Origin of the sequence: Nioella sp., from assembly GCF_964229645.1 — a bacterium.
In the GTDB taxonomy this organism is placed as follows: domain Bacteria; phylum Pseudomonadota; class Alphaproteobacteria; order Rhodobacterales; family Rhodobacteraceae; genus Nioella.
On record NZ_CAXREX010000027.1, the window covers coordinates 1 to 20,413 of the forward strand.

The 20,413-nt window shown below is 67.0% G+C and carries 18 protein-coding genes; 3 read left to right on the forward strand and 15 right to left on the reverse strand.

The window, feature by feature from the left end:
• A partial coding sequence (gene miaB, locus ACEQXV_RS01775) for a tRNA (N6-isopentenyl adenosine(37)-C2)-methylthiotransferase MiaB (RefSeq protein WP_370267608.1) occupies nucleotides 1-1,215 on the reverse strand: 1,215 nt, incomplete at its 3' end.
• Nucleotides 1,216-1,351: 136 nt separating this feature from the next.
• Between miaB and ACEQXV_RS01780 the strand changes: the two genes are divergently transcribed.
• Entirely contained in the window at nucleotides 1,352-2,224 is an 873-nt protein-coding gene (locus ACEQXV_RS01780) for a glycosyltransferase family 2 protein (protein WP_370267610.1), read from the forward strand.
• 6 nt (nucleotides 2,225-2,230) lie between these two features.
• Here ACEQXV_RS01780 and ACEQXV_RS01785 read toward each other — a convergent pair whose 3' ends face one another.
• The 6 genes from ACEQXV_RS01785 to ACEQXV_RS01810 all read right to left on the reverse strand — a co-directional run bounded on the left by ACEQXV_RS01785 (nucleotide 2,231) and on the right by ACEQXV_RS01810 (nucleotide 8,401).
• A complete protein-coding gene (locus ACEQXV_RS01785) occupies nucleotides 2,231-2,827 on the reverse strand; it encodes a 2-hydroxychromene-2-carboxylate isomerase (RefSeq protein WP_370253911.1) in 597 nt (198 codons plus the stop codon).
• Between the two features lie 114 nt (nucleotides 2,828-2,941).
• Entirely contained in the window at nucleotides 2,942-3,400 is a 459-nt protein-coding gene (locus ACEQXV_RS01790) for an Hsp20 family protein (protein ID WP_370267611.1), read from the reverse strand.
• A gap of 130 nt (nucleotides 3,401-3,530) precedes the next feature.
• The gene (locus ACEQXV_RS01795; RefSeq protein WP_370267612.1) at nucleotides 3,531-4,364 is read right to left on the reverse strand and encodes a serine protease; all 834 of its coding nucleotides are present in this window, start codon (nucleotides 4,362-4,364) and stop codon (nucleotides 3,531-3,533) included.
• A 69-nt stretch (nucleotides 4,365-4,433) separates the two neighbouring features.
• A complete protein-coding gene (gene glcF, locus ACEQXV_RS01800; protein ID WP_370267613.1) occupies nucleotides 4,434-5,756 on the reverse strand; it encodes a glycolate oxidase subunit GlcF in 1,323 nt (440 codons plus the stop codon).
• Nucleotides 5,756-6,880 carry an FAD-binding protein gene (locus ACEQXV_RS01805; RefSeq protein WP_370267627.1) on the reverse strand — a complete coding sequence of 375 codons (1,125 nt, stop codon included), beginning with the start codon at nucleotides 6,878-6,880 and terminating at the stop codon, nucleotides 5,756-5,758. The genes glcF and ACEQXV_RS01805 overlap by 1 nt, the downstream gene beginning before the upstream one ends.
• A gap of 81 nt (nucleotides 6,881-6,961) precedes the next feature.
• Complete coding sequence (locus ACEQXV_RS01810) at nucleotides 6,962-8,401, reverse strand: FAD-linked oxidase C-terminal domain-containing protein (protein WP_370267615.1); 1,440 nt, start codon at nucleotides 8,399-8,401, stop codon at nucleotides 6,962-6,964.
• Nucleotides 8,402-8,485: 84 nt separating this feature from the next.
• Here ACEQXV_RS01810 and ACEQXV_RS01815 point away from each other — a divergent pair, with 84 nt between their 5' ends.
• Complete coding sequence (locus ACEQXV_RS01815; RefSeq protein ID WP_370267617.1) at nucleotides 8,486-9,190, forward strand: DUF599 domain-containing protein; 705 nt, start codon at nucleotides 8,486-8,488, stop codon at nucleotides 9,188-9,190.
• 57 nt (nucleotides 9,191-9,247) lie between these two features.
• Here the strand turns inward: ACEQXV_RS01815 and ACEQXV_RS01820 are convergent, their stop codons facing one another.
• The 4 genes from ACEQXV_RS01820 to ACEQXV_RS01835 form a co-directional block, all read right to left on the reverse strand.
• Nucleotides 9,248-11,314 (reverse strand): hypothetical protein, encoded by a 2,067-nt coding sequence (locus ACEQXV_RS01820; RefSeq protein WP_370267618.1) that lies wholly within the window; start codon nucleotides 11,312-11,314, stop codon nucleotides 9,248-9,250.
• Between the two features lie 2 nt (nucleotides 11,315-11,316).
• A complete protein-coding gene (locus ACEQXV_RS01825) occupies nucleotides 11,317-14,070 on the reverse strand; it encodes a DUF4159 domain-containing protein (RefSeq protein WP_370267619.1) in 2,754 nt (917 codons plus the stop codon).
• An 88-nt stretch (nucleotides 14,071-14,158) separates the two neighbouring features.
• Nucleotides 14,159-14,998, reverse strand: coding sequence for a DUF58 domain-containing protein (locus tag ACEQXV_RS01830; protein ID WP_370251062.1), 840 nt, complete (start codon nucleotides 14,996-14,998; stop codon nucleotides 14,159-14,161).
• 50 nt (nucleotides 14,999-15,048) lie between these two features.
• A complete protein-coding gene (locus tag ACEQXV_RS01835; RefSeq protein WP_370267620.1) occupies nucleotides 15,049-16,056 on the reverse strand; it encodes an AAA family ATPase in 1,008 nt (335 codons plus the stop codon).
• An 85-nt stretch (nucleotides 16,057-16,141) separates the two neighbouring features.
• On the opposite strand from ACEQXV_RS01835, the gene ACEQXV_RS01840 reads away from it, so the two are divergent.
• Nucleotides 16,142-16,720: a DUF1285 domain-containing protein gene (locus tag ACEQXV_RS01840; RefSeq protein WP_370267622.1), complete on the forward strand. Its 579-nt coding sequence runs from the start codon at nucleotides 16,142-16,144 to the stop codon at nucleotides 16,718-16,720.
• On the opposite strand, the gene ACEQXV_RS01845 is transcribed toward ACEQXV_RS01840, so the two are convergent.
• The 4 genes from ACEQXV_RS01845 to speB all read right to left on the reverse strand — a co-directional run bounded on the left by ACEQXV_RS01845 (nucleotide 16,717) and on the right by speB (nucleotide 20,331).
• Nucleotides 16,717-17,439: a methyltransferase domain-containing protein gene (locus tag ACEQXV_RS01845; protein WP_370267624.1), complete on the reverse strand. Its 723-nt coding sequence runs from the start codon at nucleotides 17,437-17,439 to the stop codon at nucleotides 16,717-16,719. The genes ACEQXV_RS01840 and ACEQXV_RS01845 overlap by 4 nt on opposite strands.
• 106 nt (nucleotides 17,440-17,545) lie before the next feature.
• Nucleotides 17,546-18,517, reverse strand: a complete 972-nt coding sequence (locus ACEQXV_RS01850) for a M20/M25/M40 family metallo-hydrolase (RefSeq protein WP_372525051.1) — start codon at nucleotides 18,515-18,517, stop codon at nucleotides 17,546-17,548.
• A complete protein-coding gene (locus tag ACEQXV_RS01855) occupies nucleotides 18,514-19,308 on the reverse strand; it encodes a crotonase/enoyl-CoA hydratase family protein (RefSeq protein WP_370253551.1) in 795 nt (264 codons plus the stop codon). The genes ACEQXV_RS01850 and ACEQXV_RS01855 overlap by 4 nt, the downstream gene beginning before the upstream one ends.
• A gap of 72 nt (nucleotides 19,309-19,380) precedes the next feature.
• Nucleotides 19,381-20,331, reverse strand: coding sequence for an agmatinase (gene speB / locus ACEQXV_RS01860; RefSeq protein WP_370267626.1), 951 nt, complete (start codon nucleotides 20,329-20,331; stop codon nucleotides 19,381-19,383).
• Nucleotides 20,332-20,413: the final 82 nt, after the last annotated feature.

Sequence of the window (20,413 nt, forward strand, 5' to 3'; positions counted from 1 at the left end):
GTGATCGGACTTGCCAACCAGCTGACCCGGCAGGCGGCCGGTTTTTTCGAACAGAACGCCGACCACGCGCCCGACCATGGCATCCTGGGCCGCGCGCTGTTGCTCGGTCAGAAGGGCTTGCAATCGCTGGAGCCGGGCATCGGCCACATCGGGCGCCACGGCCTCTTTCTCGGCCGCTGGCGTGCCGGGTCGTGCGGAATACTTGAAGGAATAGGCCTGGCCGTATCCGACGGCGCGAACCAGCTCCATCGTGGCTTCGAAATCCTCGTCCGTCTCGCCGGGGAACCCGACGATGAAATCGCCAGACAGCAGAAGGTCCGGGCGGGCGGCACGGATGCGATCGATCAGCGCGATGTAATCGGCGGCGGTATGCTTGCGGTTCATCGCTTTCAGGATCCTGTCGGACCCTGACTGCACCGGCAGGTGCAGATAGGGCATCAGCTTGTCGCAATCGCCATGGGCCGCGATCAGGTCCTCTTCCATGTCATTGGGATGCGAGGTGGTGAAGCGGATGCGGTCGAGCCCCTCGATGGTGGCCAGTTCCCGGATCAGCCGCGCCAAACCCCATTCGCCGTCAGGCCCTGCCCCGTGATAGGCGTTCACGTTCTGGCCCAGAAGGGTGATCTCGCGCACGCCGCGCTCCACCAGCTCACCTGCTTCGCGCAGGATGCGGTCGACGGGGCGGCTGACTTCGGCCCCGCGCGTGTAGGGCACCACGCAGAACGCGCAGAACTTGTCGCAGCCTTCTTGCACGGTCAGGAACGCGGTCGGCCCCCGCTTGGGTTTGCGCAGCTTGGGCAGGTGGGCGAACTTGTCTTCCTCGGGGACGTCGGTGTCGAGCGCCTTTTGCCCTGCCTCGACCGCCCGCGCCATGGCAGGCAGGCGGTGATAGGTCTGCGGCCCGACGACCAGATCGACCATCGGCTGGCGGCGCATGATCTCTTCACCCTCGGCCTGCGCCACGCAACCTGCCACGCCGATCTTGCGATCGGGGTTGGCATCGCGCAGGGGCTTCATCCGGCCAAGCTCGGAATAGACCTTTTCGGCCGCCTTCTCGCGGATATGGCAGGTGTTAAGCAGGATCATGTCCGCCTCTTCGGGCGTCCCGACCTGTTCATAGCCCTCGGCCCCAAGCGCCTCGGCCATGCGCTCGCTGTCATAGACATTCATCTGGCAGCCGTAGGTTTTGACAAACAGCTTCTTGGGGGCAGACATCGGCGCGGGCTCCTGCTGGTTTCGGGGCGCATGTATCGCAAGCGGCCCCCTGCTTCAATGCAAGCCGCATCGTGTTTGCAAAATCGCAATATCGAAGGCACATTATCGCGAAAGCGATACAGGCAGACCCCGAAAGATGATCCACGCCTCTCTTCAGGCCTTTTCCAGCCATTGCGCCAGGCAGCCCCTGGGCAAGGGTCCGTTCGCGATCGTGATCGCAGAGGACGCGACGGAACTGGCCTCGACGCTGGATCACCTGACGCATCTTGGCTTTCGCCGGATCTTCCTGCTGGCCCCGGATGACGTGGACCTGCCCGACCACCTTGCCGACCCGGACCTGATCGACGTGATCCGCCATCCGACGCGGCGCCCCGGCACGGCGCAGGCCGCCGTCAACATGCTGATCCGGCTCGCGCCGGGACAGTGGCTTCACTACTGCTACAACGCCGAATACCTGTTCTTCCCCTTCTGCGAACAGCGCCGCGTGGGCGAAGCGATTGCCTTTGTCACAGAAGAGCGGCGCAATTCCGTTCTCGGCTATGTCGTCGATCTTTATGCCGAGGACCTGTCGCATCACCCGAATGCCGTCTCACTCGAAAGCGCGCATCTCGACAGTTCGGGCTATTATGCCGAAACCCGCCGCACCACCGATGACGACGTGCTCGACCGGCAGCTCAACTTCTTCGGCGGTCTGCGCTGGCGGTTCGAGGAACATGTGCCCGAGGCCAAGCGGCGCATCGACCGGCCTGCGCTCTTCCAGGCGGTCGAGGGGCTGCAACTGCGCGAGGACAACACGCTCTCGATCGAAGAAATGAACACCTATTCCTGCCCCTGGCACCATTCGCTGTCAGCAGCGATCTGTTCCTTCCGCGTGGCCAAGGCGCTGCGCACGAATCCCGGTTCGCGTCACGACATCGACAATTTCCGCTGGCACAAGTCGACACGCTTCTACTGGTCGTCGAGGCAGTTGATGGAGCTTGGGTTGATGGAACCGGGGCAGTGGTTCTGAGGGAGCCTAAAGCCTTCCGAACTTAGCCCATGCAATGGCGTCCTCCAGCCTGTCGTCGCCCCAGAAAACCTCATCTTTCACGACAAAACTTGGAGAGCCGAAAACACCGAGTTCCATGGCCTGCGCGGTTTCACGCTCCAGTGCATCCACGATCTCTTGCGACTGCGCGATTTCCACAACCCGTACAGGATCCTGACCAACCTCGACAAGGCTGTCGCACAGATTTGGATTCTCTCCCGCAGGCTGGCCCGCTTCGAACCAGCGTCGATAGGTGACTCGAGTGTAAGCCTCGCCCCAGCCCTCCTCAAAGCCAAGCAGTGCGACCTGATTGGCCAGAACAAGACCGGACAGCGGATAGGGCGCCGGAAGCTTCGGGGACAACCCGTAGCGAGGCGCACGGCGTTCAATATCCCGCCACATATACGCGGTCTTGATCGGCTTGTCCTTGAAGGGGATGTTGTTCTGTTCGACCATCACGTGACGCACGTTGAACGGGCGCCAGCGGATATCAACGCCTTCCTTGCGTGCCACTTTTGGAAGTCGCAAGATGGTCAGGTAGCTGTAGGTGCTCCCAATCGAGTACCAGAAATCTATGGGGGTCATCGGCTCGCTCCACTTGGCTACGTGGTGAACAGACTAACCCAACCGCCCTCAAATACAAAAAAAGCGCGGCCCCGAGGGACCGCGCCAGGAGACGAAGGGAATTGCCTGAGAAGCTCAGGCGGTCTCAGCCTCGATGGCCGGGTGACCGGCATCCGAGGTGATCTCGATGCGGCGCGGTTTCAGCGCCTCGGGCACTTCGCGCACCAGGTCGATGTGCAGCATGCCGTTTTCATGGGTCGCGGCGGTGACCTTCACGTGGTCAGCCAGCGTAAAGCGTTTCTCGAAGGCACGGGTGGCGATGCCGCGATGCAGGTAGGTGCGGGCGACCTCGTCCTTTTCCTTGCGGGCCGAGACATGCAGCGCGTTCTCCCGCTGCTCGACGGTCAGCTCCTCGCCGGTAAAGCCGGCGACGGCGACGGAGATGCGATAGGCATTCTCGCCGGTCTTCTCGATATTGTAAGGCGGGTAGGTGCTGCTGCCCATGTCCTGGCTCATGACGCGGTCAAGCATGTCTGCGACACGGTCAAAGCCGACGGAAGCACGAAATAGCGGGGAAAGGTCCTGGGTACGCATCTGGGTCATCCTCTTTATCTGAGCGATACCAATGGTGATGGGCGGTCAGTCATCGACCCGCCCGGGTTCGTCGCCCGGCCCCGTCTTGGGCACCGGACACCTTTCGATTTGGGGAGACCCCGAGCCCCGTTCAAGGGGTTACGGTGATGAAACGCGCCCCGAGTTCGTCGCGCCCGTCATTGCCCATGGTCAGGGTGCGCAGGCGTGGGGCTTCGCGGCTGAAGACATCGTCGGTCCGCTCCAGCAGGTCCAAGAGCGGCGCAAGCCCGCCACGCAGGTCAGCGGCCAGCGCCACCGGGTCATTGCGCCAGTGCGCCATGGCCGAGATAACCGACACCACGCTGACCTGGCCACCGCTCGACACGAAAACGGGCGAGCCCGACGACCCGGGGTCGATATGACAGCTGAGCACATGCATCCGCCCGTCCCCTGACTCGACCGCGCATCCCTCTTCCAACGAGGCATGGTCCTCTCGGTCACGCCCGTAGGACACGATCTGCACCCGGTCCCCCTCGCCCGCTTCGCCGCGCGCCGGAATCGGCTGAACCTGGCCAGAGGGGATCGGGCGGTCGAGTTCCAGCAGGGCCACATCGCTGCGCACCCGGTCCAGTTCATCGGACAGGTCGAAGGCATAGGCCGGATGGATGACCGACCGGCGCACCGTGCGGAAGGCCACGGGCCGTCCGTCGCGCAGGCCCGCCGAGAAGCTGAACCCGGTCTCGGGCAGTGGCTGGCCGGTGGTGGGGTCGAACAGGCAATGGGCCGCCGTCAGCACAAGGTCCGCCGCGATAAGCGTTCCGGTGCAGAACCCCGGCCCCGTATCGAAACGGCCGACCGCCTGCCATTGCCGTTCCCACCCCTGCCCGGTGACGGCCCGGATGGGCGGTGCCTCGGGGGCGATGGTGGGCAGGCCCTGCGCCGTGGCGGCACAGGTCATCAGCAGGAAGGCCAGCAAGGCGCGCATGGGCAAGGGTCCCCGTCATTTCTTCGTGCGGGGACCATGCCAGAGGAGTGGGGCGAAACTTGGGCCGGCTCAGCGCAGGATGGGCACCGGGATCTCTCGCTTGCCCTCGGCATCGAGGGCTGCCGGCCGCGGTCCCCCCGTCGCCCAGTCCAAGAGTTCCGCCGTGTGCACGATCGGCACCTCGGTTCCTGACCCGATCTGCATCATGCAGCCGATATTTCCGGCGGCGATGATGTCGGGGTTCTTCGCCTCCAGCGTGCGGATCTTGCGGTCCTTCAGCTTGGCCGAGATCTCCGGCTGCAACAGGTTGTAGGTGCCCGCAGAGCCACAGCACAGATGCGGGTCAGCCGGTTCCACCACGCTGTAGCCCGCGCGCTTCAGCAGGTCCTTGGGGAAGGTCTTGATCTGCTGGCCATGCTGCAGCGAGCAGGCCGCGTGATAGGCCACGGTCAGGCCCTTGTCGGCCCCCTCTGGCAGGTCGAGCTGCATCAGCAGTTCCGAGACATCCATCGCGATTCCGGCAACCTCCGCCGCCTCGGCGGCCAGCGCGTCGTTTCGGAACATGTGCCCGTAATCCTTCACGGTCGTGCCACAGCCCGAGGTGTTGATGACGATGGCATCGAGCCCCTCGCCATCCATCTCGGCCTTCCAGGCCCGGATGTTCCTGGCGGCGGACGCATGGCTTTCCGTCTCCTTGCCCATGTGATGGGTCAGCGCTCCGCAACAGCCCTGGCCGGTTGGGATCACAACCTCGCAGCCGAGACGCCGCAGAAGCCGGATCGTGGCGTCGTTGATATCGGTGTTCAGCGCCTTCTGCGCGCAGCCCGTCATCAGCACGACACGCTTCTTGCGCTCGCCAAGCGCCGGGAACACCTGGGGGTCATCGTTGCGGCTCACGGGCGGGATCTGCTTGGGCGCCATCGCCAGCATGGCTTTCAGCCGTGCGTCAGGCATGAGGAAGGCAAAGGGCCGCCCGATCTTGGCCCCGAGCAGCGCCAGCCGGAACCGTCCCGGATAGGGGATGATCTTGGCCAGCGTCCAGCGCAGCAGCCGGTCCATCAGGGGCCGCTTGTAGGTCTTCTCGATATGCGCGCGGGCATGGTCGACCAGGTGCATGTAATGCACGCCCGAGGGGCAGGTGGTCATGCAGGCCAGGCAGGACAGGCAGCGATCCACGTGCTTGACGGTCTTTTCGTCGGCGGCCCGGCCGCTCTCGAGCATCTCCTTGATCAGGTAGATCCGCCCCCGGGGGCTGTCGAGCTCATCACCCAGGACCTGGTAGGTCGGGCAGGTCGCCGTGCAGAACCCGCAATGCACGCAGGCGCGCAGGATCTCGTTGGATCGCGCGATTCCGGGATCCTGCAACTGGTCTTCGGTGAAAAAGGTCTGCATCAGCCCATGACCCCCGGATTGAGAATGCCCTTCGGATCGAACTGGCGGCGCAGGCCCTCGGCGAGGGCCGCCACCGGCGCGGGTTCGGGCTGAAAGACCGAAAGCCGCGCCCGGGTTTCCTCGCTGGCCCGGATCAGCGTCGCGTGCCCGGCGAAGTCTCCCAGCTCTGCGCGCAGGTCGCTGCCCGGGGCGGTCAGGGCCCAGACAAGCCCCCCGCCCCAGTCGAACAGAACGTCGCCCCCGGCCCGCGCCGCGATCCCGGGGCCATCGGACGGCTTGACCGAGATGCGCCAGACATCGCCCTCGCGCCCCTGGAAGGTCTCCACGTCGCGCACCCAGGTCCAGCCCGCCTGCACCCGCTCGGGGTCCGTCTCAACCGAGATATCCCCGAACGCCGCCAGCAATTCCTTCAGCTTGCCCGCGCGATAGGCCACGCTGTCGGAAAAGCCCTCCAGCCGCAGCATCGTGACCGGATGCCCGTCAATCCCTGCGGGCGTGTGGGCTGCACCGGACACCTCGTAGGGCGACCCCAGGGCCTTGGCCATAGCAGCGACGGCATCGCCATTGGACAGCCCATTGAGCAGCACGCAGGCCCGCGTCTCGATCCCCGGCAGAACCTTGAACGACACTTCAGACACGACCCCTAGTGTGCCGTAGCTGCCGGCAAGAAGCTTCACCAGGTCGTAACCGGTGACGTTCTTCATCACCCGCCCGCCATTCTTCAGAACCGTTCCGCGCCCATCCACGAAGCGCACGCCGATCAGGCTGTCACGGCAGGCCCCGGCCTGGATGCGCCGCGGCCCGGCGGCATTCGCCGCCACCACGCCCCCGATGGTGGGCTCGCCCCGGGTGCCCAGAAGCCCGCGCATGTCCATCGGCTCGAAGGGAAGGCGCTGGTTTTCCGCGGCCAGCGCAGCCTCGACCTCGGCCAGCGGGGTTCCCGCCCTGGCAACGATGGTCAGCGCGCCGGGCTCGTAAAGCTCGATCCCCGACAGCCCCCGCGTCGACAGAACCTCGCCCGAGACGGGCCGTCCGACCGGGCGCGTGCCGCCCCCCACGATGCGCAGGGGCCCCTCGGCCCCGGCCACCGCCTCGCTCAGTTCTCGTTCATCGACCGGGCTCAGCATCGGCACATGCCCTTCCTTCATTGTTCCAAAAATATCCCGGGGGGCGCGGGCGGCTGGCCCCCCGCCGGATCGACGCCGTCAGGCGGCGACATCCCGGTGAGATTGCGACACCTCCAGCGGGAAGACCTTGGCCGGGTTCAAGAGCCACTTGGGATCGAACACGTCCTTGACCCGCATCTGCGCCTCCATGTCCGGCCCGGTGAACTGGGTCACCATCAGGTCGCGCTTCTCGATCCCGACTCCGTGCTCCCCGGTCAGGCAACCACCGACCTCGACGCACAGCTTGAGAATGTCGGCCCCGAAGGCTTCGCATTTCTCCAGGTCGCCCGGCTTGTTGGCATTGAACAGGATCAGCGGGTGCATGTTGCCATCGCCCGCATGGAAGACATTACCCACGTCGAGCCCGTATTCCTTCGACATCTCGCCGATCCGGCGCAGCACGTAGGGCAGTTCGCTCACCGGGATCGTGCCGTCGAGGCACATGTAGTCGTTGATCTGCCCCATCGCCCCGAAGGCCGACTTGCGCCCCAGCCAGATGCGCGCGCTTTCCTCTGCCGAGGTGCTTTCACGCAGCTCCACGGGGTTGTGGGTGCGGGCGATCTGGCTGATCACCCCAAGCTGCGCGTCGATCTCGGCATCCGAGCCTTCGACCTCGACGATCAGCAGCGCCTCGCAATCGGGATAACCTGCGCCGGCGAAGGCTTCCGTTGCGCGGATGCAGGGGCGGTCCATGAACTCGATTGCGACCGGCAGCACGCCCGCCTTGATGATGTCGGACACGCATTGCCCCGCGACCTCGTTGGAGTCGTAGCCAATGAGCACGGGTCGCGCGCCCTCGGGCTTGCGCAGGATGCGTAGAGTGGCCTCTGTGACGACGCCAAGCTGGCCCTCCGACCCGCAGATGAGCCCCAGGAGGTCATAGCCCGCCGCATCGAGATGCGCGCCGCCGATCTCGACCACGGTGCCATCCATCTGCACCATGGTGACCCCCATCAGGTTATTGGTGGTCACCCCGTATTTCAGGCAATGCGCCCCACCCGAATTCATCGCGATATTGCCCGCGATCGCGCAGGCCAGCTGGCTGGACGGATCGGGCGCGTAGAAGAAATCCTCCTGCTCCACCGCCCCCGTCACCGACAGGTTGGTGCGGCCCGTCTGCACCCGGATGATCCGGTTCTCGTAATCGGTTTCGAGCACGTCGTTAATGCGCGCCACGCCCAGAATCACGCTGTCCTCGGTCGGAAGGGCACCACCTGCCAGCGACGTGCCTGACCCGCGCGGAACCACCGGGACGCCTTCTTCGTGACAGATCTTCAGAACGGCAGAGACCTCCTCGGTCGAAGAGGGCAGCACCGCTGCCAGGGGCGGACAGCGATAGGCGGTCAGCGCATCGCACTCGTAGGCGCGCGTTTCTGCCGGGTCGTCGATCACCGCATCGGCGGGCAGAACCGACTTCAGGCGCGCCACGATCCGCGCCTTTGCCGACAGAATCGCGGGGTTCGGAGACGGCATTTCCATGGCTGATCCTCCCTAAATCTGGTAAATAAATATAACCAATTTGGCGCTTTGGCAATAGATAGACCTCGGATATAGGCTTTTTTCATGAGATTTCTTGACCAGATGGCGCTCTTTGCGCCGCTCGACGCCCTTGCCGTTGCACTCACCTTCCTTGCCTGGGCCGGTCTGGGCTGGCTGATCGAATCCGATCGCCTGTCCCGGCCCTCCGTCACCATCCTTATGCAGGAGTATCGCCGCGACTGGATGCGCGAGATGATCACCCGGCAGCCCCGCATCTTCGATGCCTCGATCCTGTCGAGCCTGCGCCAGGGCACGAACTTCCTGGCCTCGGCCTCGATGATCGCTCTTGGCGGCCTTCTGGCGCTGATCGGCAATTCCGAGCGCCTTCTGGGCGTTGCCGAGGACCTGACGCTTGGCGGGCAGCCCACGCTCGTGGTCGAGATCAAGTTGATGGCGACCGGGATCTTCCTGCTCTACGCCTTCCTGAAATTCGTCTGGTCCAACCGTCTCTTCGGCTATTGCGCGGTGCTGATGGCGGCGGTCCCCAATGATCCGGACGATCCGCGCGCCCTGCCTAGGGCCATGCAGGCGGCCGAGGTCAATATCCGCGCCGCGCTCAATTTCAATCGCGGGTTGCGCTCCCTTTACTTCTCGCTCGGCTCCCTGACCTGGCTTCTGGGCCCCCTGCCCCTCATCCTGGGGGCGCTTGCCGTCAGCTGGATGATCTGGTCACGCGATTTCGCCTCGCATTCACGGCTGATCCTCCTGGCGCCCCCATCGAAGGGCTAGGATAAGCGGCCCCTGGACGGGCCGCTTCCCCGCGCCCGGTGAACCGGGCGCCCCTGCCTAACGCCGCCCCTCGCGCAGCCAGGCCGCCAGCATAAGTGCTGCCGCGATCAACAGGAAGAGCCAGGCCGCGATCAGCGGCGTCACGGTCACATCGGTTGTCAGATAGGCCTCGCGCGGGGTCAAACCGATCCAGCCCCGCCCGGCGGCATTGCGCCCTTCAGGCACGCGCCGCAGGTCGGGCATGCCCTCCTCCAGCACCATGACGCCCCCGCGCATGACACCCGTGGCGGGCTCCAGCCCGGTGCCGCTGGCCAGTGTCTCTTCGAATTCGCGGGGCGCGGCGGGGCCAAGCGCAATGACCGCGTCCTCGTCACCCTCGCGCAGGCGGTAAAGCCCCACCTCGGGTCCGCGCAGCTCGCCGGTGAACCGGCCCGGCGCGGTTTCCTCCAGCGCCAGGTCGTGCTCGGAGCCATCGGGATAGAGGACCGTCACCGCGCCCACCTCGTCGCTCAGCGTCTGGCGCGTGACGAAGATGGTCTGGCCGTCGGCTTCCGCGCGCAGCGCCTCTTCTTCCAGTTCCGGCTCGCCCATCATCCAATGCGCCAGGCGGCGCAGAAGTTCCAGCTGCGGCCCGCCCCCTTCGTAGCCGCGGTCCCACAGCCAGGCATGATCCGAGGCCAGCACCGCCACCCGGCCTTCGCCCACCCGGTCGAGCATCAGCAGCGGGCGTTCGCCCGCCCCGGTCATCACCGTCTGACCGCCATCCTCGATAAGCTCGATCAGGCGCAGCCAGCGGCCCCAGGGCGCATCGCTCTGTGGCAGGGGCGCGTGTTCATCTTCCAGCCCGCGCGTCACAGGGTGGCGCTCTCCCAGCTCGGAGATCTCTGGCAGGTAGGGCGTTTCCACAACCTGCGCCGTGGGACGGCCGGGCAGGATATCGGCCAGCGGCGTGCGGTAGAGCGAAGCGGCCGTGGCAAATTCCGGCCCCGTCGCCATCAGCAGCGCCCCGCCGCGTTCCACATAGGCACGCACGTTGTCGAGATAGAGCATGGGCAGGATGCCGCGCCGCTGGTATCGGTCGAAGATCACCAGGTCGAACTCGTCGATGCTCTCCATGAAAAGCTCGCGGGTGGGAAAGGCGATCAGGCTCAACTCCGTCACCGGCACGCCATCGTTGCGATCGGGCGGGCGCAGGATGGTGAAATGCACCAGATCGACGCTCGGGTCGGATTTCAGCAGGTTGCGCCAGGTGCGCTGCCCCGGATGCGGCTGGCCCGAAACCAGCAGGACGCGCAGCCGGTCGCGCACGCCGTTGATCTGAACCACCGCGCCGTTGTTGCGGTCGGTGATCTCGCCCGGGGCCTCGGGCAGCTCGAACTGGATCACGTTCATGCCCGCGTGGGGCAAGGTCAGCGGCAGTTCCAGGTCCTGGCCCGTGGGCACCATGAAGCTGCGTGGCGCCTCGCCGTCGATGGCGATGCGCAGTTCGGCCCGCTCGGGCAGGTCGCCGGGCACCGCGCCCTCGTCCTCGATGCGCAGGGTCATCACGAATTCTTCGCCCAGGATCGCGAAGGACGGGGCGTTGCGCACGATCAGGCGGCGGTCCCAGTCGCCGTCGCGCCCAGTGATCAGCGCATGGAGCGGCGCGGGCAGGTCGGGGGCGAGCTCCAGGTCATGGATGCGCCCATCGGTCAGCAGGATCGCCCCGGCGATGCGGGCCCGAGGGGCTTCGGCCATCAGTTGCGAAAGCGCCCCCATGACCAGTGAGCCCTGGTTGTCTTCGGCGTCGCCCACCCGCGCCTCGCGCAGCTCCATGCCCAACTCCGCCACTTCGCGCCGGATCTCGGCCAGCGCGCCCGCGTTCTGGTCGGGGCGGTCCGCCAGGCGTTGCGAGGCGCTTTCATCGACCACCAGCAGCACGATATCGCTCAGCGGCTCGCGCTCTTCGCTTTGCAACGCCGGGTTCGCCAGCGCCGCCAGAAGCGCAAACGCCGCAAGCCCTCGCAGCCACCAGCCCGACAGCCCGCGCCAGGCCTGAAGCGCCAGCAGCGCCAGCGCCGCCCCGGCCAGCCCCAGGATCAGGGGCCAGGGCAGAAGCGGATCGAAGAGGATATCCTGCGCCATCGCTACTGCCCCAACCGTTCCAGCAGGGCGGGCACATGCACCTGGTCGGATTTGTAATTGCCGCTCAGCACATGCATCACGAGGTTCACGCCGAAGCGCAGCGCGATCTCGCGCTGGCGTTCGCCCGCGAAGCCCCGCCCGATCGGGAACATGGGCTGGCCCGAGGGCGTCTGTGCCCAGGCCGCCGCCCAGTCATTGCCGCCGATCACCACCGGCGTGACCCCGTCATTGAGGTTGCGAAACGGCATTCCCTCCACCTGCTCGGCATCGGCGGGCGCGGCCTCGACCCAGACATCCCGGCCAAGGTGGCGGCCCGGGAAATCCTGCAACAGGTAGAAGGACCGGGTCAGAACGTGGTCGTCTGGCACGGGCTCCAGCGGCGGAATATCCAGCGGGCGGGCGATCTCGCGCAGCCTGCGGCCATTGGGCGTGCCTGCCCCGAAGGCCCCGATATCGGCGTCGCGTGTATCGAAAAGGATCATGCCACCGCCCCGCAGATAGGCGTTGAGCCGCGCATAGGCCGCATCCGAGGGCGTCGGCTGGTCGGGCGTTATGGGCCAGTAGATCAGCGGGTAGAAGACAAGCTCGTCGGTTTCGAGGTCCACCCCCGCCGGGGCCGCAGGCTCGACCGAGGTGCGGCTCGTCAGCGTCCGCCCCAGCCCCCAAAGCCCCGCGCGCGAGGTTTCATCCAGTTGCTCGTCCCCCGTCACCACGTAGGCGAGGGTGATTTCCGACGTGGCCAGCAGGGCCGCGATGTCTGCATCGCTCAGGTCCTGCGCCTCGACGGGCTGCACCAGAAGCCCGGCCAGCAACACGGCCGCGCCACGCGCCACCCCAACAAGACGACCCGACAGCCAGAGGGCCGCCAACGAGTCGATCAAAAGCAGCACCAGGGCTCCGGCCAGGAAGTAGGGCGCGAGGTTTTCTGCCTCGACGGCGCGCAGGCCCTCGACCGGCACATCCCCCGGCCAGTTCGCAGGGCTGAGCGTCGCCCCCGCCTCGATCACGTTGCGCGCAACCCTGCGCTCGGACCCGGCATAAAGCCCAGGCAGCAGCATGGCCGACAGCGGGGCCATGGCCAGGTCGGCGCCCGAAACGCCGGGCAGGGTGCCCGCATCGCGCCGTTGCCCGTAGCCGTCCAGCACCAGTTCGGGCACCCAGGTAATCCCCTCAAGGTCGGCGGCCCCCGGGCTCACCGGGCGGGTGGAAATGGCCAGCCGCTCCAGCATCTGCACGAAAAGCCCGGACAGGGGCAGGGTCGACCACTCGGCATTCGCGGTGACATGGAACAGAACCACCTGCCCCTGCCCCAGCCTTGCGCGGGTCACCAGCGGCGTGTCATCGGCCAGCGCCGCGATGCTGCGCTCGGCCAGTTCCGGGTCGGGTTGGGCCAGCACCTGCGCGCTGACCAGCACATCCTCGGGGATCGGCAGGCCGTAGAAGGGCGAGGTCTCGTCGAAGGGGCGCAGTGCCTTGGGCTCGCCCCAGCTCATCGCGCCGCCCACCGTGCGCCCCCCTTCGCGCAGGCGCACCGGCATCAGCGGATGGGCCTCGGCGCGGGCCAGGTCCGAGCCAGCCAGCCGGGGCCCGGCAAAGCGCACCAGCATCCCGCCGCGCTCGACCCAGGCCTGCAACTCGGCATCCTCCTCGGGCGACAGCGTGGCAACGTCGGCCAGGATGATCACGTCGGGGCTGGCCAGCAGCATGTCGGTCAGACCGACCTCCAGCAGATCCGCCGTCGGGGCCAGCGCCTGGCGCAGGTAATGCAGGGGCGAAAGCAGTTCCTGCCCCTCTCGGTCGGCGGCACCGGCCAGCAGGCCGACCTGGCGGCGTTGCAGCGCGTCATCGGTCAGCGTGACCGCGCCTGCGCTGCGCTCGCCGGCAATCTGGAAACGGTTGATGCGGTTGCGCAGCTCGGGCGGCAGGTCGAGCTGCAACTCGGCCCCCTCTGCGCCCGACGGGAAACTCAGCAGGCCGCGCGCCAGTTCGCGCTCGATCCCCGCCGGGTCCAGCCCGAAGGCCTGCACCGTTGCCTCGCGGTCGCCCAGGCCGCCCATGCGCAGGCCCGATACCGTGATCATCCCATCCTCGAAGCGCGGCGGGGCCAGAGCGAGCAGCTCGCGCCCGCCCTCGAAGGCGGTGACCGGCCCGGCGCGTTGAAGGACGGCCAGCAACTCGTCGCGGCCTGCGTGCTCCAACCCGTCCGAAAACCAGAACGTTTCGAAGGATGCACCGTCCAGCCAGCCCCGTGCCGCGGCCATGTCCGGCGCGAAGGGTTGAGGCGAGAGGTTGTCCAGCCGCGCGATCCAGGCATTCGCCGACTGGAAGGGAATATCGCCATCGGGCGCAAGATCGGTCAGCTGCACCAGCGCCACGGGCCGGCCCTCGCGCCCGGCTTCCTCCAGCAGTGCGCGGGCGCGCTCGATGCGCGCGGGCCAGTCGCGGGCCGAGGCCCAGGACGCGTCCATCACGATCAGAAGGGGGCCATCGCCCGCCCGCTCTTTCTGCGGGTTCAGAACCGGCCCGGCAAAGCCCACGATCGCCGCCGCCACCGCCAGGATCCGCAGGAGCAACAGCCACCAGGGCGTCTTGTCGGACTGGCTGTCTTCGTCTTTCAGCCCGATGAGCAGGGCGATGCCGGGAAAGCGCCGTCGGATCGGTGCGGGCGGCACGGCGCGCAACAGCCACCACAGGATCGGCAATGCGAACAGCGTCAGCAGCAGAAGCGGCGAGGTGAAGGCCACCGATCCGATCATCGTGCCACCACCGCGCCGGGGCGCCGGGAAATCTCAGGCATGAGATTTGCCGTTTCCGTCGACGGAAACGGTTTCTTTCGCGGCCTCGTCATGACGACCCCTTCTCCAGCGCACGGTAAAGCCACAGCAGCGCGGGTTCGGCTGCGTCGCTGGTGTGGTGGCAGTAATAGCGCCAGCCGGCGCGCGCCGCCATCTGCCGCAGCTGGTCTTTTCGCGCGGCCAACCGCTTGAGATAAGCCGCACGCAAGCCACCGGCCTTGAGCGTTTCGAAGCGCAGCGCGCCCGACATGCTCTCGAAAACCGTGCGCCCATCGAAGGGGAAGCTTTCTTCATCAGGGTCGAGAACCTGAACCAAAGCCCCTTTCACGCCACGGTCCGCCGCCTGCGCCAGCGCCTTTTCCACCCCGGCAGGATCGCCCAGGAAATCCGAGAGCAGCACCGCCCGGCTGCCCGCAGGCAGCACCTGGGGCACGGGCGCGCCGTATTCGCCGCCTTCGTGATCGTCCATCAGGGCCGTGGCCAGCCGCATCAGCTGTGCCTCTCCGCCCCGGGGCGGCTCGGCCAGCCGCGTCAGCCCGACACGCTCCCCCCCGCGCACCGCCAGGATCGCCAGCGCCATGGCCAGCGTCTGCGCCCGGCGCAGCTTGGACGGGCGCGATTTGGCCCCCGCATAGGTCATCGACCGACCGTCATCGACACCGATCATCACCGCTTGCGCGGCCTTCCACTCGGTCTGGCGCACGAAAAGCCCGTCGGCCCGGGCCGAACGACGCCAGTCGATCGCGCGCAGGCTGTCGCCGGCCTCGGCACCCCGATACTGCCAGAACTCGTCGCCCGTCCCGTAGCGTTTGCGACCGTGCTCTCCCAGGAGGATCGTCGCGGCAAGGTGCTGCGCATCGGCCAGAAGCGCGGGCAGGCTCGCCGCCATGGCCTCCGAGCGCGAGCGCAGGGTCCCGGAGCTATGGAGCGCCGGTTGGGTCAAGCGGCGGCCTCGACACGCGTGGCGCGCGCGCTCACCTCGGCGATCACGTCATCAAGCGCGATCCCCTCGGCACGGGCGGCAAAGCTCAGCGCCATGCGGTGCGACAGCACCGGGCGCGCCATCGCGGCCACGTCCTCGGGCGAGGGCGCAAGGCGCCCGTCCAGCAGCGCACGGGCACGCACCGTCAGCATCAAGGCCTGCGCCGCGCGCGGCCCCGGCCCCCAGGCCACATGATCGCGCACCACCTGCGGCGCGTCGGCATCCTCGGGCCGGCAGGCCCGAACGAGGTCGAGGATCATCTCCACCACCGTTTCGCCAACCGGCATCCGGCGCACCACCTGCTGCGCCTCCATCAGCATCGCCGCGTCGAAGACCTGTGCGGCCACGGCGTCCTCTGTGCCCGTAGTGGCCAGCAGGATACCGCGTTCCGTTTCGCGGTCGGGGTAATCCACGTCGATTCGGACAAGGAATCGGTCAAGCTGCGCCTCGGGCAAAGGATAGGTGCCCTCCTGCTCGATCGGGTTCTGCGTGGCGAGAACGTGGAACGGTCGCGGCAGGGCGTGATGCACGCCCGCAACCGTAACCTCCATCTCCTGCATCGCCTGCAACAGCGCCGACTGCGTGCGCGGGCTGGCGCGGTTGATCTCGTCGGCCATCAAGAGCTGGCAAAAGACCGGCCCCTCGATGAAGCGGAAACTGCGCGCCCCATCGGCCCCGGTTTCAAGCACTTCCGAGCCGAGGATATCGGCGGGCATCAGGTCGGGGGTGAACTGGATGCGCGATTCCGACAGGCCCATGACCTTCGACAGCGTGTCCACCAGCAGCGTCTTGCCCATGCCCGGAAGGCCCATCAGCAAGGCATGCCCACCCGACAGCATCGCCGCCAGCGCGAGGTTCACAACCTCTTCCTGCCCGATGATGCGCGTGGCGATGGCCGCCTTGGCCTCGGCCAGCCGCCCCCCGAGGCGGTCGATCTCTTCCATCAGCTTTTCGGGGTCAGACATGGCAATGCTCCGCGGAATGGCTATGTTCGCACAGTAAAGACAACTATTGCGGCAAGCTCAAACGGCAAAAGACAGAACCGGACAAATGATCGTGAAAGCCACACCGGAAAGCCTCATGGCAGCGGCGAAAGCTGCCCAGAAAGACGGCAGATTGCCGCCCGTGCACCTGTGGAACCCCGAGTTCTGCGGCGATCTCGACATGGAGATCCGCCGCGACGGCACCTGGTTCTACCTTGGCACCCCTATTGGCAGGTTCCCGCTGGTCAAGCTCTTTGCCTCGATCCTCAAGCTCGAAGACGGCAAGTATTTCCTCGTCACCCCTGTCGAGAAGGTCGGCATCCGCGTGGTCGATGCCCCCTTCGTGGCCGTCGACATGGAGGCGGCGGGCGAGTCCGCAGGCCAGGTCATCACCTTCACCACCAATGTGGGCGACGTGGTGATCGCGGGTCCCGACAACCCCATCCGCGTCAGCCGTGACGCGGGCGGCGAGCCCTCTCCTTACGTCCACGTCCGCGCGGGGCTTGAGGCGCTGATCGACCGCAAGACCTTCTACCGCCTGATCGACCTGGGAGAGTCCCACCCGGTGGACGGGGTCGACATGTTCGGCGTCTGGTCCTCGGGCCAGTTCTGCCCGATCATCCCGGTGGCAGAACTGGAGCTCTAGCCAGCCTTCTTGCGAACCGCCGCCACGGGCTTCTTGGCCGTCTTGGTCTTGGGCTTGGGCTTGGCCTTGGGCGCGCCAATCCCGCCCTCGGCCCGGTCGGCCAGTTGCCGCATGTAGCTGGTGCCAAGCGCGTGGCGCGTTTCCACCACCTTGCGGAAGACCCCGACCGTGTCGCCCCAGATCGTGTTCTCCGTGCGCAGCGTTTTCTTCAGCCGCGCCGCCTTGCGCGGGTTCACGGCGGCATATTCGGCCACATGGGCCGGGTCCCAGTCGGTCGTCGCCTCGACGATCTCGCATCCGCTCCAGCGGGCCAGCGCCGTCATCCCATCGCGGTAGAAGCGCCAGCAATCCTGCGGGGCCCGGTGCTGGCGGCCGCGCGACGGCGCGATATGGATCATCAGCCCGCCCATCTTCAGCACCCGCGCCATTTCCATGAAGCTGAGCCAGAAGAACTCGTTATGCTCCATCATCTGGCCGCTGATCACCGCGTCGAAACTGGCGTCCTCGAAGGGAAAGAGCCACGGGTCTTCCAGCGCCACGTCGACGTTTTCGCGCAGTTCCATGTCGAGCCCGACATAGTCCCATCCCGCGCCTTCCCAGATCTGCCGGAACTTGCCCACGGGCGACCAGGCCCCCACGTCCAAAACCCGTCCCGGCGGCTGATCGGCGGCATGGGTGTCCAGGCATTCGCGCATGTAGCGCACGGATTCGGGGTGCATCTCGTTACTCCTGCTCGACAGCCGCAGGTTGGTCCCGCGGTCACTCGGGCCCGAGACTCGCATATTTTGCACCGCGCTGGCAACGAAAGAGCGGCCCGGTGCCCGCTCAGGCCAGCTCGGCCGCCGTGGCCAGCGTGGCGACCAGCAGCCGGGTGGCCTGTTCCAGCCGATCGAAATCCATCAGCTCCGGCACGTCGCCGCTGGTGTGATAGGGCGGTCCGCTTGCGCCGCCGTCGTAAAAGCCGATGCAGGGAAAGCCCTGCTGCTCGAAGGGCATGTAGTCGCTGTCCCAGATGTCCGTTTCCGCGATAGCCAACCCGGTATGCTCCCCGGCCAGCCTGACCGCCATCCGCCCATAGGCCGCTGCCGCCACGTCGTTCACGGGCGTCGCGTTGCCCCTGTCATACTCGATGTAAAGCGGTGCGGCGGGATCGGGCGGGCGATACCCCAGCATGTCGAGATTGACCATCAGCTCGATCGGCCAGCCCGCATGGGACGCGTAGCGCGCGCAGGCGGTCGACCCCAGCAGGTTCTGCTCTTCGCCGGTGAAGGCCACCGCCACGATGGACCGGGTAAAGCCCTGCCCCGACAGGATGCGCAGCGCCTCCAGCATCGCGGCGATGCCCGATCCGTTGTCATTGGCACCCGGCGCAGCGTGGCCCGGGTTCTCCGAGGTGCTGTCCAGATGTGCGCCGACAAGGATCACCTCACGCCCGGACATCGCATCCCCCCACAGCACGTTGTGGCGGGTGCTGCCCATCGGCAGCGCGACCGGCTGGCGGCTGATCACCTGACCCGGTCCCGCCTCGGCCAGCCGCGCGGCCATCCAGTCTTCGACCGCGCCATAGCCCGGCCCTTCCGCCCACCTTGTGCCGAACCCTGCCAGCGCATTCACGTCGGCGCGCAGCCGGTCCTGCGAGACCTGCGCGACAAGCCCCGCCACGCGCGGGTCGGGGTTGGGCACGCGAAAGGCTATGTCGGGGCGCGGGACCTTGCCCGGCGCGGCCTGCGCCAGCAGCATCCGGGGAAGGGCCAGACCGGCCAGCGCACTCGTCACGAAAAACCGCCGGTTGGTCATTTGTAGACAGGCTCCCGACCCTGCATCCGTGCCATGATCGTTTCAACCTGGTTGGGCGCGCCCATCAGCGCGGCCTGCAATTCGGCCTCAAGCCGCAGCCCCTCGGCGCTGCGATTGTCCCACAGTGCATCCACCAGGGCCTTGGAGGCCCGCACCGCGTCGGGCGAACGCGCGGCAAGCTCCTGCGCGAAACCCATCGCCGCGCCATGGGGATCGTCCGCCACCCGCGTCACCAGCCCCTCGGCAAGCGCCTCTTCACCCGACAGGACCCGCGCCGTCATGATCAGCGCCTTGGCCCGGTCGGCGGGCATCAGGCGCGGCAGGCTGAGCGAAATGCCCATATCCGGGATCAGCCCCCACTTGCCTTCCATGATCGAAAGCTTCGCCCCCGGGCCTGCGATGCGGAAATCGGCCGCCAGGGCCAGCTGGATGCCCGCCCCGAAACAGACCCCGTCAATCGCGGCAATGACCGGCACCGGCAGATCGGCAAGCGCCTTGGCCGGGGCCTGGAACCGGTTCGCAACCCCATCGGGCGGGGCCAGCATCTCGGCCTTGATCGCGTCCAGTTGACCAGCGAAGCCCATCAGGACGGAGGTATCCATCCCGGCGCTGAAATCGCCCCCCTGCCCCGACAGCACCACCGCGCGCAGCCCCGGTTCCGCCGCCAGCGCCCCGCAGGCCGCCACCAGGTCCTCCAGCAACTCCATCGTCACGGCGTTCTTCTTCTCGGGCCGGTTCAGGCGCAGTTCCGCCACCGGTCCGGTGGCATTCACGATCTCGATCAGGGCCATGGTCCACTCCACTTGCTTGGCCCAATGACACGCCGCGCCGCGCGACGGGTCAAGCCTGACCGCGCGTCGGGTTCAGCCACGCGCGTGCAGGATACGCCCGATCAGATTGAGCAAAAGCTGCGCCGCAAGGATCGCCGTCGTCCCGGTCCGGTCGTAATCCGGCGCGACCTCGACCAGATCGACCCCCACGATCCGCTGCCGCTTGGCCAGCGCCGCCAGCAGTTCCAGCACCTCGTAATAGAGAAAACCGCCATGGCTCGGCGTGCCCGTTCCAGGCGCAATCGAGGGGTCGAACCCGTCGATGTCGATGGTCAGGTAGATATCGGCATCCGCGGGGATGCGCGCCAACACGGCCTCGGTGCCCAGCGCGCGCACCTGCCGGACCGACAGGATGTCGGAGCCCATCCGTGCGGCATCCTCGTAGCCTTCCTTCGCGGTCGACGACACGTTGCGGATGCCAAGCTGAGTCAGCCCCGTCACGTGGTCCTGCTCGGCCGCGCGGCGCATCGGGGTGCCGTGGCCGTGCCGCACCCCGTGGCGTTCATCGACGAAATCGAGATGCGCGTCGATCTGCACGATGTGGATGGGCCCGCGCCCGGCAAAGGCCCGCACGCAGGGACTGTTGACCGAATGATCGCCCCCCAGAACCACCGGCAACGCCCCCTTGTCGAGGATCGCGCGCACGCCCGCCTCGATATTGGCGTGACTGCGTTCGGTATCCGTATGGACGATATCGGCATCCCCCATGTCGACGATCCGGGTGCCGGGGCCCAGGTAGGTCACCCCATCCTCGTGGTCATAGGCCCCGGCATGGCCGAAGGAAAACAGCGTCGACGCCTCGCGGATCGCCCGCGGCCCGAACCGCGCACCGGGCCGCCACTGGGTGCCGAAATCGAAGGGCGCGCCAAGGACGGCCACGTCGGCCTCGAGCCGGTCCCAGTCGGGCTGGTAGTCGTATTTCCCGAAGGTCGCGATCCCGGTGAAGGGCAGGTTCAGCCTGCCGCTTTCGTATCCATGTGCCATGTGCCATCCCCTTGTTGCACCCGCGCCAGCTAATCGCCCTGCGGCGGGGCTGGCAAGGGCGGGGCAAATTCCGTGACGGAAT

Excerpts from the sequence above, each read along its gene's own strand:
- ACEQXV_RS01840 (WP_370267622.1), top strand. The coding sequence starts at position 16,142 with ATGATCGTGAAAGCCACACCGGAAAGCCTCATGGCAGCGGCGAAAGCT.
- ACEQXV_RS01850 (WP_372525051.1), bottom strand. The coding sequence starts at position 18,517 with ATGACCAACCGGCGGTTTTTCGTGACGAGTGCGCTGGCCGGTCTGGCC.
- ACEQXV_RS01795 (WP_370267612.1), bottom strand. The coding sequence starts at position 4,364 with ATGCGCGCCTTGCTGGCCTTCCTGCTGATGACCTGTGCCGCCACGGCG.
- ACEQXV_RS01855 (WP_370253551.1), bottom strand. The coding sequence starts at position 19,308 with ATGGCCCTGATCGAGATCGTGAATGCCACCGGACCGGTGGCGGAACTG.
- ACEQXV_RS01830 (WP_370251062.1), bottom strand. The coding sequence starts at position 14,998 with ATGGCGGCGAGCCTGCCCGCGCTTCTGGCCGATGCGCAGCACCTTGCC.
- ACEQXV_RS01835 (WP_370267620.1), bottom strand. The coding sequence starts at position 16,056 with ATGTCTGACCCCGAAAAGCTGATGGAAGAGATCGACCGCCTCGGGGGG.
- ACEQXV_RS01790 (WP_370267611.1), bottom strand. The coding sequence starts at position 3,400 with ATGCGTACCCAGGACCTTTCCCCGCTATTTCGTGCTTCCGTCGGCTTT.
- ACEQXV_RS01845 (WP_370267624.1), bottom strand. The coding sequence starts at position 17,439 with ATGCACCCCGAATCCGTGCGCTACATGCGCGAATGCCTGGACACCCAT.
- ACEQXV_RS01815 (WP_370267617.1), top strand. The coding sequence starts at position 8,486 with ATGAGATTTCTTGACCAGATGGCGCTCTTTGCGCCGCTCGACGCCCTT.
- glcF (WP_370267613.1), bottom strand. The coding sequence starts at position 5,756 with ATGCAGACCTTTTTCACCGAAGACCAGTTGCAGGATCCCGGAATCGCG.
- ACEQXV_RS01810 (WP_370267615.1), bottom strand. The coding sequence starts at position 8,401 with ATGGAAATGCCGTCTCCGAACCCCGCGATTCTGTCGGCAAAGGCGCGG.
- ACEQXV_RS01785 (WP_370253911.1), bottom strand. The coding sequence starts at position 2,827 with ATGACCCCCATAGATTTCTGGTACTCGATTGGGAGCACCTACAGCTAC.
- ACEQXV_RS01825 (WP_370267619.1), bottom strand. The coding sequence starts at position 14,070 with ATGATCGGATCGGTGGCCTTCACCTCGCCGCTTCTGCTGCTGACGCTG.
- speB (WP_370267626.1), bottom strand. The coding sequence starts at position 20,331 with ATGGCACATGGATACGAAAGCGGCAGGCTGAACCTGCCCTTCACCGGG.
- ACEQXV_RS01820 (WP_370267618.1), bottom strand. The coding sequence starts at position 11,314 with ATGGCGCAGGATATCCTCTTCGATCCGCTTCTGCCCTGGCCCCTGATC.
- ACEQXV_RS01780 (WP_370267610.1), top strand. The coding sequence starts at position 1,352 with ATGATCCACGCCTCTCTTCAGGCCTTTTCCAGCCATTGCGCCAGGCAG.